This window comes from Burkholderia sola (genome assembly GCF_905400185.1).
GTDB classification, from domain to species: domain Bacteria; phylum Pseudomonadota; class Gammaproteobacteria; order Burkholderiales; family Burkholderiaceae; genus Burkholderia; species Burkholderia sola.
Map to the genome: position 1 here is coordinate 126662 of NZ_FR989678.1, position 13686 is coordinate 140347.

Genomic DNA, 13686 nt, shown 5'->3' on the forward strand with positions numbered 1-13686 from the left:
GACTGGAACACGGAAGGCTGTTTCCGTACCGCGAAATGTTCCACTGATACGGGGCGGCCCACCCCGCCCGCATCGAGCGGCCGGCGCGGGCGGGGACTGCTCGCCCCAGCCGGCCGCGGTGGATCTTCACCGTTCCCAATATCCAGCCGGCGCGCGGCACCTTGCGCGCCCGGCTGCGCCAGGCACGCAAGCCGCACGCACCCGCGCGCCAGAGAAACGGGCTGTCCGCTCCTGGGGCTCGGCCGCCACCGGCGTCCGGCCCCGGCGCTGGCCGCCCCGTCAGCCGCGCGGCGAGCCGCGCGGAGTTCGCGCTCGGGCCGCGCGTGCGGCCCGGCGCCGACGATGTCCGGGTCTCGGCAGCCGTCCCCGCGTTCCAGCCTCTCCCGTCGGCGCATCAGCTGCCATCGGGCCGCCTCATCCCGACGCATAGTGCGGCCCGCCGTCACCGCAAGGGTTCGCGTTGCCGCGCGCGGCGCCCGGTCGCCGGGCCTGACGGCCGCGGCGCTGCGGCCTTGCTCGCGCCCTTGCAGTGCCTGCGCGTCCGCACTCCCCATGCGTCGAGGCGGCTCCGAATGGCAGCTTTTTCCACCCCGACGTAAAGGAGGCTTTTATGAACGCAGTGACCACCGAGATCCCGGCCCTCGCCCACGATGCGGGCGTTCCCCCCGCACCCCCCGAGGCTCACCGAACGGCAGACGAGCTGCGCGACATTCCGCTTAAACGGCTCGTCGCGTCCCCCTACAACGTGCGGCGCGTGCCGCCCACCGGCATCAAGGAACTCGCCCTCAATATCTGGAAAGTCGGTCTGCTCCAGAACCTCATCGTCCATCCAATGAAGGTCGGCGCGCGGAAGGCGCAGACGTTCGGCGCGGCCGCTGGCGAACGCCGCCGCCTCGCGCTCATCTACCTGTTCGAACACGACTACATCCCCGCCGACCACCCGGTGCGCTGCCGGGTCGTGCCGGTCGAGGACGCCGTGCTGCTGTCGGCAACCGAGAACGAAATGCGCGAGCCGATGCACCCTGCCGACGCGTGCGACGCTTACCGGATTCTGGTCGAATCCGGTCGGTCGATCGAGGAGATCGCGGACCTGTACGGCGTGCATCCGAAAACCGTGCAGCGCCGCCTCAAGCTCGCGCGCGTGTCTCCGAAGCTGGTCGACCTGTTCCGCACCGGCGAGATCAAGCTCGATCAAATGCAGGCGCTCGCGCTGTCGGACAGTCACGACGAGCAAGAGGCCGCGTGGTTCGACGCCGAGCCGTACAACCGCGACGCGCACGCGATCCGCCGCCGCTTCGTGCGCGACGAACAGTCGTTCGTGAGCAACCGCGTCGCGAAATTCGTCGGCGTCGAGGCGTTCGAAGCGGCTGGCGGTGCCGTGCGACGCGACCTGTTCTCCGCAGCCGAGGATGCGTGGTATCGCGATCATGCGCTGATGCTGCGCCTCGCGACCGAGCAACTGGAAGCACTCGGCGCGTCGGTGCTGGCCGAAGGCTGGGCATGGGTGAAAGCCATGCCGGAACGGGACCATGCCACGCGGTCGCAATTTCGCCCGGTGCTGCCGCGTCGGACGGAACCCACCGATGAGGTGGCGAAAGAACTGGCGGCGATCGATCAGCGGCTGGCCGAGATCGCGGCACAGTGGGAAGCCGACGACATGGACGACGAAGCCGCCGAGCGGCTGGAACTGGAAGAAGGCGCATTGAGCCTGCGTCAGGACGAGATCGAGGGATCATTGCTCGTCTACCATCCCGACGACATGGCGCAGGCTGGCGCGCTTCTCTCGCTCGATGCGAACGGCGAGCCCGTGATCGAGCGCGGACTCGTTGCGCGTGAGCCGGTTGCAGCCGCGACGACCGAAAGTGACGAGAATGGTGACGACGATGACGACGACTCGTCAGAAGATAAGCCGGCGCGCGTCGCCGCGCCGAATGAGAAGCCCGCGAAGGGCCCGCACTCCGAACGGCTGACGCTGCGCCTGAACGCGCATCGCACGGCGGCCGTTGCCGCCGCGCTTGCGCAGCAGCCGCACGTCGCGCTCGCCGCGCTCGTGCACCGGCTGCTGGCGGGGGAGTACGGCCACAGTACCGAGGGGAGCGCGCTGGACGTGACGTTCCGCGACCACTCCCACAACCTGACGAAGCATGCGCCGGAACTGGACGACGACCTTGCGTTCACCATGCGCCGAGAGCAACGCCGGGTTTGGGGAGGCGTAATCCCGAACGACAGCGACGCGCTGCTGCGCTGGCTGATCGAGCAGACCGACGAGCGCCTGCTGCTGATCCTCGCGCAGTACGTCGCGGCGAGCGTGGACAGCGTGCGCCCGGATGAGCGGCCGCACGCGATCAACGCGCTGATCCCGGCGCTCGGGCTGAATCTCGCGGATGCGTGGCAACCGACGAAGGCGGGCTACTTCGACCACGTTTCGAAGGATCGGATCGTGGACGTCGTGAGCGCGGCCGTGTCGCCTTCCGATGCGATGCGCGTGGCGAAGCTCAAGAAGGGGGACGCGGCGACGGAGGCCGAACGGCTGATCGCGGGGCGCGGTTGGTTGCCCGAGCATTTCGTCACGGCCGAAGCCGTGCGGATGAAGCTGTGGGACGTTCCGGCGAAGGCGTCGGATGCCGAGGCGAGCGCCGATGAAGCGGAGGGCGCCGCCCCTGCTCTGGCCGTGTCGGCCGACGACGTGCGCGACGATGCCGCTGTAGCGGAAGGCGAAGGCATGCCGCCGCGAGATTGACCGGATCGACGCCAGCGGGTGCGTTACGCCCGCTGGCGCAGCGTGCCGGCCGAAGTCCGTCGGGGGGCGGACGCCGTGATGATGATCCACTCCCGAAAGTTCTCACTTTCCGATTCTCTGCCGCTCCCGTAAAGGATCACCTTTCCGATGCCGCGCATGCGCTCGTCGCTGTGGCGCATGCACTGGTGGCACTTTCCTGACTCGCTGCCGGGGCGTCTCCCTCCGCTTCGCTCCGGGCCGGGCTTTCGCGCTGCGCGTCGAGCCCCGCTGCGCGTGTCTCGCCCCTGACGGGCTTCAATCCCTGACGTCTACGCGCCGTGCCGGCGCTGCGCGCGTCGCTTGCTTGTGGAATACGCGCCCGCTGCGCGCGGGCGGACAGCAGGTCTAGCGGCCGGCTACGCCGGCCGAGGGGGCGCGCGGCTGGCTGCCCCGCGCCGTGTGCGCGATCCGGTCGTGGAAACCGCGTGGCTGCGCTCCATCCTTTTGCGCCGGGTTAAGCGCGTGGATCTGCCATTGGGAGCCGCCCCTTTTCGACGCATAGCGCGGGCGGGCACGGGCGCAAGGGTAAAGGCTGCGCTTCGCTCCGCCCACGTCCTCACCCGTTCGGTGCTCGGCTACGCCTGCGCTCCGCATGCGGCCTCCGGGCGCGCCCTTGCACCCGTGCCCGCCCGCGCTAAACCCGCGTCGAGGCGGCTCCCAATGGCAGATCCACAACCCGACACAAAAGGACGAAATCGTGAGCACAACCACCCCCGACCGAATCACGCACACACGCGCGGGCGTTCCCCCCGCACCCCCCGAGGCTCACCGCCAGGCAGGCATTCGACACACGAAAAATCGCCTGCGTGCCACGGCCGCGCATTGGTTCGAATGCCCGTTCGACGCGCCGATTCGTGTCCTGCACCGCTGGACCCGTCCCGATGACGATGCGCGCGCCGTGCGACTCGAAACGAACGTAGCCGGTCGCGTGCAACGCATCACCCTGTTCCGCCTGACGTCCGGCGCTTGGTCGCCGGTTTGGCAATAACCCGGAGATTCACGATGAGCTACGAGACTGACGAACTGATGATCGACGGTATTACCGAAGGTTTCTTCGCAATTGCGTGTTCTGAACGTGCTGCGTCCTCCATCGCGGTACATCATGGCGACGATGGCGAACTGGCATTTACGCTGCCCACGATCGACTGGACTGCGTGGCAAATCAATGTCGCGATCATGATCTACGAAAAGGCGTACGCGCGCGGCGAGCGCTACGGCGCCGCGAGCGCTCAACGCGTCGTTCGTGAAGCGCTCGGCATCTTCCATTGACCCACTTGCCGGCGCGCAGAAGCTGGCGCGCCGATCGGAGCGAGCTGTGAAAAATGATCGCCCTCCCATCGACAGTTTCGATTTTGCCCTCGAAGCGCGCATACCGCTTGCGCTGCACGGCATCGCCGCGATTGCCGGAAACCAGTGGAACGCGGAGCAGCACTTGATCGACGCCGTTATCTGCGCCCGAGAGAGCGGTGTGCGCGCGTGCCGCGAAGGGTCCGACATGTCGCTGATGCTGGCGGACGAGCCCACTCTGCTTCCGTATTGGGATGGCGGCTTCGAAGCCGAGGAACGCGGTCGGGTCGTCTGGTTTGGAGAATGGCTCAGCGACATGGACGGATTGAACGAAACGCGCCCGAGCGTGAGCCTGACCCGGCACGGCTATGTCCCCGCCCTCGAAGTGTCTCATCGTGGCGGCGATTGCGAGCCGAACACCGGCCATCCGCGCGAGACGCTTCAGGAGGCGATCGGTGCCGCCAAGGAAATGGAGTCGCGCTGGCACTTCGACGAATGTATCGACTAACCTGCGTGCGCCGTGTACACGGCGCACTCCACGGAGCGAAACCGATGAACAGCACAACAGTTTTGCATATCGAGCAGATCGAGCGCGCGATCAACATTTGGCGCGCACGCCAACCGAGCGTAGACGGTGATCCAATCCTGTGCCGCGAAGCGCGGATTCTTGCCGAACCCTACGCGCTGATGATCGTGAAACGAGCGACGCAGATCGACGCGGCGCACTTGTCGGACACGCAACGCGCCGCGTTCGACGGCGCGTTTTCGCAATAACGCGTCATCGACGCGACCCGCATTCGATTTAGCCGGAGTTCGCGAAGGAGAATGACATGCAGGCACAGTGGGCGATCACCTACAAGACAGAGACAGGATTCGACGTCGAGATCATCGACGCAAGCAGCTTCGAAGAGGCTTGGAGCCGTGCGGAATCGCTTTTTGGGTCGCAGCTTGTAGAAGTCGAGCGCGTCGCGTGAAAACCGTACCCCCTTCGACGGGCGCATTTCGTGTCGCCGGGGCGTTCAGCCGGCACCCAGAATGCACCTTGAAATCGTGTATCCTATGGGATACTATATAGGATATGAGAATCGAGCAGACAGACGACTTCGCGAAATGGTTGCGCGGCCTACGCGATCACATCGCGCGCGCGCAGATCGCCAAGCGGATTCAACGGCTCGCGCGCGGCCAGTATGGGGACGTGAAGCCGGTGGGTGCCGGAGTGAGCGAAATGCGCGTGCACGTCGGCCCCGGCTATCGCGTCTACTTTGTCCAACGAGGCTCAACGCTCGTCGTCCTGCTATGCGGTGGCGACAAGTCAACGCAGCAGCGCGACATTGAGCGTGCTATCGCGCTTTCGGCGCAATTGGGAGATTGACATGGGTATCAAGACAACGCCGTTCGATGCGGCCGAATACCTCGACACGCCCGAGGCGCAGGCCGAATATCTGCGGATTTCGTTCGAGACCGGCGATTCCGCCGACATTCAGGAAGCCATCGGCACCGTGGCGCGTGCGCGTGGCATGACGCAGATTGCGCGCGACGCGGGCGTCGGCCGCGAAAGCCTCTACAAAGCGCTGGACGAGCACGGCAACCCGGAATTCGCGACGATCCTGCGTGTTGTGCGCGCGCTCGGCCTCACGTTGACCGTGACGACGCCCGTACACGAGCACGCCTGAGCCGGGATTTTCGCGGCGTCGCGGGCTGGCGGGCGCTCGCCGCTACGCCGCGACCACCCGCCAGCCCGCGACCAATGCGTTAGCCAGTTTGCGCGCTGCGCAAACGAATCGGGGCAATCCCGCTCCGCGCACACTTCGTGCGGCGCCGGATTGCCCCAACGATTACACCGACGCGCCGTCGGCGACAGCGGCGGGCGGCACGCCCTGGGCGGGTTTCGCCGGCACCGGGGTCTCGCACGGTTTCGCGAGTGCGACTTTTACCGCATCAAGTCGCTCTTTCCACTGTTCCGCCGGGATCTCGTCCAGCCCTTCCGCGCGCAGCAGCTCGAGCACCGCCTTATGATTCCGCTCGCGATCCCTGCGGATCATCTCGCGCTGTTGGTCCTGCAGCTTTCTCAGCTTCGCCGCCGCCCTCGCGATCTCGTCTTCGATCGATCGCGGCTTGCGCGCTGTCTTCCCTGCATCTGCCGTCATGGCCTCTATCACTCCATCTTGCCCCTCCCCCTTGCCGCGAAGTGTAACGGAATTCGGCCGCGCAACGTAAAGCACTGAGGCCTGATACCCCGCTGTCGCACCGCTGCCCCGCGCGTCATCCGTCGCGGCGCAATTGCCCGCTGCGCAACTCGCGCGCAGCGGCCGGCACCGTCGCGGCCGCCGACGCAACCGCTCCGAGCGCTGATCCGGCGCCCCCGCATTTTTCCTGCTGTCGCCGCGCGGGGCGTCACCCGCGCCATTCCGCGGCCACCGCCCCGCGCGGACCACCTAGCCAGAGCGCAATGCTCGCATAGCGCAGCTCGAGCACGGCGGCCGCCACCGTCGCGACCGCCGGCCCGACCAATCCGCTCGCCGAGCCCCCGGCCCCGCGACTTTCATGCTGTCGCCGCGCCGGGCGTCGCCCGCGCCATTCCGCGGCCGCCGCCCGGCGCGGACCACCCATCCAGTGCGCAATGCCCGCATTGCGCAGCTTACGCACGGCGGCCGCCACCGTCGCGGCCGCCGACTTCACCGACCGCGCGCCGAGCCCCCCTTCCGCGTTTTTCCGGCCGTCGCCGCGCGGGGCGTCGCCCGCGCCCTTGCGCAGCCGTCGCCCCGCGCGGACCACCCATCCAGTGCGCAATGCCCGCATTGCGCAGATTTCGCCCGGCGATCGCCTCCGTCGCGACCGCCGGTTCGGGCAACGCCGCGCTCCCTCACAGCGTTTTCTCTCTGGCTGCTGCTTCTAACCCCATATATCCTCGACCGAAATCAGCGCACGCCGGCAGGTTTCCCACATACCCACCGGTCCCCGCGCTTCTCCCGTTCCCCACAACCAACACCGTTGTGGAAAACGGCGCGCGGCCGACGCTCTTGCGATGTAGATGCATCGCTGCGTCGGTCCGGACCCGTGGATATGTGGAAAACCTGCGTGGCATAACCACCCTCGTCGCTCCGAATTTCCCCCTGTCCGCTCCCTGCCTCCGTTCGACCTCCCTATTCCGTTTTTTCCCTGTGCGGAACGGATCGACGCTCGCCTCGTTTTTCTCTCTTTCGTGTCGGTGACTCAACCTTCACTTTTCTGCAAAATTTTCGCGGTGCTCCACCCAGGCGAACGCCTCAACGGAACGAAATCCTCGCTCTTGCTGGCTGCGATGCCGATCGCCACGCCTGCTGAAAAACCGGTGGTGCCCGGACCCGTCCGGGCACCACCATCCAGATACCGTCCGTTCAGGGGGCGACCCGTGGGGCAAGCCCCACCCCCCGACCAGACGGTCACACACCACGCAACTCCGTTGCGGGTGCTTAAAGCCTTGCTGCGCAAGCCTTTAAGCGGTACGACGCCTAAAAGCGCAATATCGCTAAGCTAGCGCCGAAACTCAAAGCTGGATAAAGCGTATGCCGGTATGACGCCCGTAAAACCCCTTTAATACCGTTGGACCTACGATCGAAAGCTCGCGTGACAACGGCTATATGCGTATTACACCATTGGCGTCACGGTAGTACACCTAAATTCAATGAAGATCCAGATATACAGAAAACGATAATTAAATCAGTGCTTTAAAGACGCGAGGCGGATGTTGATGGAGAAAACAATGCGAAACGGCAAGATTGTCGCCGTTCCCAGAAAAACACATAGCCGTATGACGAAACAGCGTGACCATGTGCTAACATCTTCACACGACGGAAGCGCGTATCGGCAGCTCAATCCGCAACTAACCACGGCCACAAAAAGGTAAGGATCTCTCGCTACGAGGTCTTCATGCCGCGTCTCAAAACGCCGGGAAAAGGTGCGTCCAAACCCATCTCCTTCAAACTCGATCCCGAGTCGGAACGCTTCTATCGGCGCAAGGCCCAGGAGAACGGTGTCTCGCTGTCCGACTACATTCGCAAGCAGCTTGCGCTCGGCGTCGTCACCGAAAATGTCTCGCTCATCGACCAGCGTCTCAAGGCGCTCATTCAACAACTGAGTGGGCACACGCCGTCCGATGGCGGCCCAGGCAAATCCGTCCAATCGCTACCGTCCGAACTGGTTCAAGCGGTGTTCTTCAGCCGCGAAGTCCTGACCAGCATCATCAGCGACAGAAACATCCAGTTCTTCCATCAGGCACAGGATCGCGCCGAAGCCGCTACCAAGAAACTGCTGGGAGAGCTCAATGGCTGATCAACGCTCACCCAGCGGACTCGCCACCTTTTCGCGAGGAACTGCCCTCTGGTGGCAACAGGCAAAGCTTCTCACCAGTGCGATTGTGGCGGTTTTCATCGCGGCAATTCTCGTCGGTGCGCTGGCCGGCGGTGCATACCTGTATTTCGTCACGTCGGCCGAAACTCGCTATTTGACGATCAAGCACGTTGAGGCGGAAATCCTCACCGTCGTTCCGATGGCGAATCCGAACGTCTCGTTCCATCTCGGCAACGACGACACGGCACTGCCGCCCGGTGCGGCGCTGTCGTTTACCGAGGATGCGGCCGACGAGTTCTTCGTCTATGCGCGCAATGCTGCCCTGTACGCTGTTCTAACGGCTATTGCCGTCACGTTCCTTTCCGTCCTGTTTTGGATGGAGTACGGCCGCGGAAAACTTACCGACAAGCAGGTGCGCGGTGCCAAGCTCGTGAAAGCAAAGGAGCTCATCAAGGAACTGGAGGCTCGAGACGACGCCAGCCCCTATCGCATCGCCGGCGTGCCGATGCGGAAGAAGGCCGAAGTGCTCGGCACACTCTTTTCTGGTGCCCAAGGCAGTGGCAAGTCCCAGCAGTTTTTTGCGCTGATGGATCAGGTGCGCGCCCGCAAAAAACGCGCGATCGTCTATGACCCATCAGGTGAATTCACCGCTGCGTATTACCGCGAAGGGAAGGACGTCATCCTGAATCCCCTCGACGCGCGGAGCCCGAACTGGAATGCCTGGCGCGAAATCCAAAGCGAGATCCATTACGACGGGCTGGCTGAGGGGCTCATCCCAATTCCGCCGAATGTTGCGGACCCATTCTTCGCGATTGCGGGGCGCATGGTTTTCAAGGGGGCGATTCGTGCGCTTGGCGGCGACAACAAACGAACCAACGCAGCGCTGTACAAGGCTATCGCCCATAGCAATCTCGAGGAATTGCACGCGATCCTAGCGAACGAGTCCGCGGCGACCTACGTCGATCCAGTCACTGAGCGTACGGGCATGAGCCTCAAGATGACCGTGCAGAACCAGCTCGATTGCTTTCGTTACCTGCACGACGAAGGCGAGCCATTTTCGATCCGAGAATGGATCCAGAATGAGGATGAAGAGGACGATTCCTGGCTGTTTATTACCGTCAACGAGGAGCAGAAAACCGCCCTGCTTCCGCTGATCAGCCTCTGGTGCGATATCGCGATCCGCTCGCTGTTGACGCTCAAGCCGATTCATCGCGAACGTCTCTGGTACTTCTACGACGAGCTCCCCACTCTGCAAAAGCTCGAGATCATGAAGCTCGCCGTCACCAACATTCGGAAATACGGCGGTTGCTTCGTGCTCGGCATCCAGGACTTTTCCCAACTCTTCCAGATCTACGGCGAGCACTTGGCGCGCACGATCATCTCCGGATGCCAGACCAAGCTCCTGCTTCGCGTGACAGATGGTGATGCGGCCAAGGCGTTGGCCAACGCGATCGGACAGGCCGATTTGGACGAAAAGGAAGAAAGCCTGAATCTCGGCATCGACGAGCGGCGCGACGGCATGAGCGTTTTTGCGCGACGCAATCTCCGTGATCTCGTCCTCTCATCCGAAATTCTGCACCTGCCCGACATGCAGGGCTATCTGGTCACACCGAGCGACTATCCGGTTGCCCGGGTCAAGTACGAGTACGTCCCCCATCCCCAAACGGTGACGCCGTTCGTCCCGCGCCAAACGTACGATCTCTGGCTACCGGCAAGCGCTGCTGCTGACGGTCCGGCTGCCTCGGAGCGGCGATCCACTGTGCTGCCTCCCCCGCCCAGCCCGACGGAGAAATCTGGTACGGACCCGTCCCGCTCCCCGTCACCCAATCCTTCGGACGCTCCGACTGCGACCGCCGAGTACTCGTCGACCAACCCCGCCTCTGCCGGCCCGGATGTTGATCCGGCCGCGCCGAGCACTTCTCGTTCCGTAGCACAGCCGTCCAACGTGATCTCGCTGTCGACTGGCGAAATCGTGGACGGTGACACCGGCGAGGTTCACGATACGTCGGCTTCCCGCGAGCCAGGCGCCGGCGAACGGCCCACCGGCCGCGCCGGCCTCGGTGACCTGTTGGGGTGACACGCCATGATGAGCATGCACAATGTCGGCAGCGCCAGCCAGGCGCTCCACTATTTTTCGAAAGACAACTACTACACCACCGATCAGGGACTCGAACATTCCGCCTGGTTCGGCAAGGGGGCGGCCACCCTCGGTCTGAACGGGCAAGTCGATCGGAACGTGTTTTTCAAGCTGCTGTCTGGGCAGGTCGGCGATCAGCAACTCGGTCGCGTCGTCCTGGACGAGAATGGCGAGCCCGAGGTCGTGCATCGGCCCGGCATCGATTTGACGTTTTCGGCACCGAAGAGCGTCAGTATCGCTGCCGAAGTTTTCGAAGATCGCGAGGTCCGTCTCGCCCACGAGGAAGCCGTCAAGGAGGCGCTCGAGTACGTCGAGGCGTATGTGGCGCAGGCCCGCAAAACGGTCGATGGCGAGACGCTGGTCGAGCCGACCGGCAATGTAGTAGCCGCCCTCTTTCGACACAACACGAGCCGAGATCTCGACCCCGATACGCATACCCACGCCCTGGTCATGAACGCGACCCAACGCGCCGATGGCGAATGGCGATCGCTCACCAATGACGAGTTGTACGTGCAGCAGAAGGTGATCGGGGCAATCTACACGTCCTCGCTCGCGCGCGGGTTGCAGAAGCGCGGCTATGCCATCACGGCACCCGACGAGAACGGGAATTTCGAACTGGTCGGCGTCACTCGAGAGCAGATCGAACACTTCAGCCAGCGCTCGGCAGCGCGCGATCGATGGCTGCGGGCCAACGGAATCGATCCTGCAAACGCCACGGCCGCCGAGAAGGAGCGTGCCGTGCTCGCGACCCGCGAACGCAAGGTCGGCGTCGACCATGAGGCCTTGTCGGTTCAATGGCGTGAGCGCGCACAAGCAGTCGGCCTCGACTACAGCGTCATCCAGCAGAAGGCTCGGGAGGCGCGGGAAGCGGGAACGGATGCACGGGTCGTCAAGTTGTCCGGTATTGAAGCCCTACGGTTCGCTGCGTCTCACCTCGGTGAGCGCGAAATCGTGCTGAACCAATATGACCTCGTCCAGACCGCGCTCGAACATGCGGTCGGCCGAACGTCTCCGAATCAGATTCTCGATGCCTACAAAAAGCTGGTCCATCAAGGCAAGATCGTCGACCTTCCGGACGGCAACATTACCACCGAGAAGATGCTCAACACGGAGCGCTGGACGGTCGAGAACGCGCTCGCGCAGCGAGATGCGACGCCGGCGATCGCGCCTGCCGAATTAGTCCGGTCCAGAATCGAACAGGCCATCGCCACCGCGCGTGCGGAGCGGAACGATTCCACCTTCGACTACACCCCCGGCCAGCGAGGCGCGATCGAGCATGCGCTGACGAGCAGAGACCGGATCGTCGCGGTGCAGGGGCTCGCCGGCGTGGGCAAAACCACGATGGTCAAGGGAACAGTCCAGGTCGCGCACGAGCAGGGTTGGCTTGTACGAGGGATGGCCGCAACCGGGCAGGCTGCCAAGCAGCTCGAGAACGACTCCGGTATCCAGGCCGATACGGTTACGATGTTCGAGATTCATGAGCAGCGGCGCCAGGATGATTTGAAGGTCCTGCGCGAGTATGTGCCGGACCTATCACGAGAGCGCGAGCTCTGGCTCGTCGACGAGTCATCGTTCCTCGCCCAACGGCAAATGGCTCGCCTATTTAAGATGGCGGAACGAGCGGATGCGAAGGTCATCCTCCTTGGCGACCGCCTCCAGCTGCAGGCCATCGAGGCGGGCAAACCGTTTGAGATCCTGCAGGACGAGGGCGTGACCACCGCTCAGATGACCCAGATCCAGCGCCAGAAGAATCCCGAGTTGCAGCAGGCAGTCGCGATCACCGTGGGCACCGCCGACCTTGCACCGGATGAGCCCCTCACCGACCTGAACCTCGCACGTAACGCTCGCGCCTTCGACTTTCTCGAGCGAGCTGGGCGCGTGACGGAACACGAGGATCCGCGAGACCTGATCGACCTGTTGGCGCGCCAGTACGTCGACCGGGGACCACGAAGAAATCAGACGATCATCATCACCCCGTTTAACGAGGACCGCGTCGAAATCAACAATGCGGTTCGGGCGGAGCTGCAGGAGCGTGGCGATCTCGATGTCAACGACTCGGCACACACCATCTTCCGGTCCGACGGCGATATGACCCGGGCCAAGCAGAAGGAGGCGCAGTACTACAGCAAGGATATGACCGTCCGGTTTGGTCGTGACTATCAGAAAATACTCGCCTCCCGCGGCGAATACATGCGCGTTGTGGGCACTCGACCCGACGAGGGTATCGTCGTTCTGCGGAAGTCCGACGGGTCTCTAATGGAATGGGAACCGAAGAAGTACAACCGGGTGGAGGTGTATCTCTCGGAAACGAGGAATCTCGCCGCGCGTGACGTCATCCGCTTCACCCGCGGCGACGAGCTCGTCAAGAATGGCCACGAGGCGACCGTCGTTTCTGTCAACGAGAACCAGGCGGTCCTGCGGCTCGCGGATGGCAAGGAAATTCCTTGGGATCTCGACGCGCAGCGTCATTGGGATCACGCGTACGCGGTGACGGTTCACGCAGGCCAAGGCGCGACCCGCGAGCAAGCCATGCTGCATATCCCTTCACACAAAATGGAGCGTGATCCGGAAGATGCTCGGCGCCAGTCAGACGTCGCGATGACGGTGCGTAGGATCTTCGGCGACCGGAGCTTCTATGTCGGGCTCACCCGGGCGGTCGAGGATCTCCAGATTTTCACGACCGACGCAATTCTCGCTCGAGCGGCCGTCTCACGCCACCAGGACAAGTCAAGCGCCATCGAGACGCTGCGTGAGCATGAGTTGGGCGAGCAGGCGAATACCCAGCCGCAGCGCCAGCGACGTCAACAAGCTGCGCAACAGATGCAGATCGAGCCGGACTGAGGTTGCGGCGCGCGCCCGCGACGCACGCTGTTCCATCGCCTCGCCGTTACGGTTATAGGGACGTTGCTCGGTCGCCGGCGCGCTGCGCGTTCAAATTAAATCAAATCGAAAGAATTCTGTTGGAGTCTCGAATATACCTTTCGATTTGTTGACATCTGTTCGCCGCGGGAACCTCCGTATTGCAAAGCGGTAAAGAATTTCAAATCGATGTCGATATCATCGTGTAGGATCAGCAGCGGTACTATTTCCCCGTGCACCTGCGGTCTCGCGATGTAGTAGAAATTTCAACTAAAACCACATCGTATGTTTGCGA

At 63.6% G+C, this 13686-nt stretch carries 13 protein-coding genes; 11 read left to right on the forward strand and 2 right to left on the reverse strand.

Features of this window, described 5'->3' with window-relative positions; all coding sequences use genetic code 11:
• The first annotated feature begins 610 nt into the window (after positions 1-610).
• From KR541_RS36555 to KR541_RS36590, 8 genes are all read left to right on the forward strand, one after another.
• On the forward strand, positions 611-2740 hold the full coding sequence (locus KR541_RS36555; RefSeq protein WP_089487657.1) for a ParB/RepB/Spo0J family partition protein: 2130 nt from the start codon (positions 611-613) through the stop codon (positions 2738-2740).
• A gap of 736 nt (positions 2741-3476) precedes the next feature.
• Positions 3477-3767: a hypothetical protein gene (locus tag KR541_RS36560; protein WP_227745824.1), complete on the forward strand. Its 291-nt coding sequence runs from the start codon at positions 3477-3479 to the stop codon at positions 3765-3767.
• 14 nt (positions 3768-3781) lie between these two features.
• Positions 3782-4048: a hypothetical protein gene (locus tag KR541_RS36565; RefSeq protein WP_089487655.1), complete on the forward strand. Its 267-nt coding sequence runs from the start codon at positions 3782-3784 to the stop codon at positions 4046-4048.
• A 46-nt stretch (positions 4049-4094) separates the two neighbouring features.
• Positions 4095-4574 carry a hypothetical protein gene (locus tag KR541_RS36570; protein WP_244138048.1) on the forward strand — a complete coding sequence of 160 codons (480 nt, stop codon included), beginning with the start codon at positions 4095-4097 and terminating at the stop codon, positions 4572-4574.
• Entirely contained in the window at positions 4562-4840 is a 279-nt protein-coding gene (locus tag KR541_RS36575; RefSeq protein WP_373558927.1) for a DUF3717 domain-containing protein, read from the forward strand. The genes KR541_RS36570 and KR541_RS36575 overlap by 13 nt, the downstream gene beginning before the upstream one ends.
• A 56-nt stretch (positions 4841-4896) precedes the next feature.
• Positions 4897-5040, forward strand: a complete 144-nt coding sequence (locus tag KR541_RS36580; RefSeq protein WP_176016870.1) for a hypothetical protein — start codon at positions 4897-4899, stop codon at positions 5038-5040.
• A gap of 104 nt (positions 5041-5144) precedes the next feature.
• Complete coding sequence (locus KR541_RS36585) at positions 5145-5438, forward strand: type II toxin-antitoxin system RelE/ParE family toxin (protein WP_089487652.1); 294 nt, start codon at positions 5145-5147, stop codon at positions 5436-5438.
• Position 5439: 1 nt separating this feature from the next.
• Entirely contained in the window at positions 5440-5739 is a 300-nt protein-coding gene (locus KR541_RS36590) for an addiction module antidote protein (protein WP_027811056.1), read from the forward strand.
• 162 nt (positions 5740-5901) lie between these two features.
• Here the strand turns inward: KR541_RS36590 and KR541_RS36595 are convergent, their stop codons facing one another.
• On the reverse strand, positions 5902-6213 hold the full coding sequence (locus KR541_RS36595) for a hypothetical protein (RefSeq protein WP_089487651.1): 312 nt from the start codon (positions 6211-6213) through the stop codon (positions 5902-5904).
• A gap of 247 nt (positions 6214-6460) precedes the next feature.
• The gene (locus KR541_RS36600) at positions 6461-6865 is read right to left on the reverse strand and encodes a hypothetical protein (protein ID WP_176016869.1); all 405 of its coding nucleotides are present in this window, start codon (positions 6863-6865) and stop codon (positions 6461-6463) included.
• A gap of 1110 nt (positions 6866-7975) precedes the next feature.
• Here KR541_RS36600 and KR541_RS36605 point away from each other — a divergent pair.
• Genes KR541_RS36605 through mobF form a run of 3 tightly spaced genes read left to right on the forward strand, consistent with a single transcriptional unit; the run spans position 7976 to position 13373 of the window.
• Positions 7976-8377, forward strand: a complete 402-nt coding sequence (locus KR541_RS36605) for a hypothetical protein (RefSeq protein WP_089487649.1) — start codon at positions 7976-7978, stop codon at positions 8375-8377.
• Positions 8370-10472, forward strand: a complete 2103-nt coding sequence (locus KR541_RS36610) for a type IV secretion system DNA-binding domain-containing protein (protein WP_089487648.1) — start codon at positions 8370-8372, stop codon at positions 10470-10472. The genes KR541_RS36605 and KR541_RS36610 overlap by 8 nt, the downstream gene beginning before the upstream one ends.
• Positions 10473-10478: 6 nt before the next feature.
• Positions 10479-13373, forward strand: a complete 2895-nt coding sequence (mobF, locus tag KR541_RS36615) for a MobF family relaxase (RefSeq protein WP_089487647.1) — start codon at positions 10479-10481, stop codon at positions 13371-13373.
• Positions 13374-13686 lie beyond the last annotated feature (313 nt).

Excerpts from the sequence above, each read along its gene's own strand:
- KR541_RS36555 (WP_089487657.1), top strand. The coding sequence starts at position 611 with ATGAACGCAGTGACCACCGAGATCCCGGCCCTCGCCCACGATGCGGGC.
- KR541_RS36565 (WP_089487655.1), top strand. The coding sequence starts at position 3,782 with ATGAGCTACGAGACTGACGAACTGATGATCGACGGTATTACCGAAGGT.
- KR541_RS36575 (WP_373558927.1), top strand. The coding sequence starts at position 4,562 with ATGTATCGACTAACCTGCGTGCGCCGTGTACACGGCGCACTCCACGGA.
- KR541_RS36580 (WP_176016870.1), top strand. The coding sequence starts at position 4,897 with ATGCAGGCACAGTGGGCGATCACCTACAAGACAGAGACAGGATTCGAC.
- KR541_RS36585 (WP_089487652.1), top strand. The coding sequence starts at position 5,145 with ATGAGAATCGAGCAGACAGACGACTTCGCGAAATGGTTGCGCGGCCTA.
- KR541_RS36590 (WP_027811056.1), top strand. The coding sequence starts at position 5,440 with ATGGGTATCAAGACAACGCCGTTCGATGCGGCCGAATACCTCGACACG.
- KR541_RS36595 (WP_089487651.1), bottom strand. The coding sequence starts at position 6,213 with ATGACGGCAGATGCAGGGAAGACAGCGCGCAAGCCGCGATCGATCGAA.
- KR541_RS36600 (WP_176016869.1), bottom strand. The coding sequence starts at position 6,865 with ATGCGGGCATTGCGCACTGGATGGGTGGTCCGCGCGGGGCGACGGCTG.
- KR541_RS36605 (WP_089487649.1), top strand. The coding sequence starts at position 7,976 with ATGCCGCGTCTCAAAACGCCGGGAAAAGGTGCGTCCAAACCCATCTCC.
- KR541_RS36610 (WP_089487648.1), top strand. The coding sequence starts at position 8,370 with ATGGCTGATCAACGCTCACCCAGCGGACTCGCCACCTTTTCGCGAGGA.
- mobF (WP_089487647.1), top strand. The coding sequence starts at position 10,479 with ATGATGAGCATGCACAATGTCGGCAGCGCCAGCCAGGCGCTCCACTAT.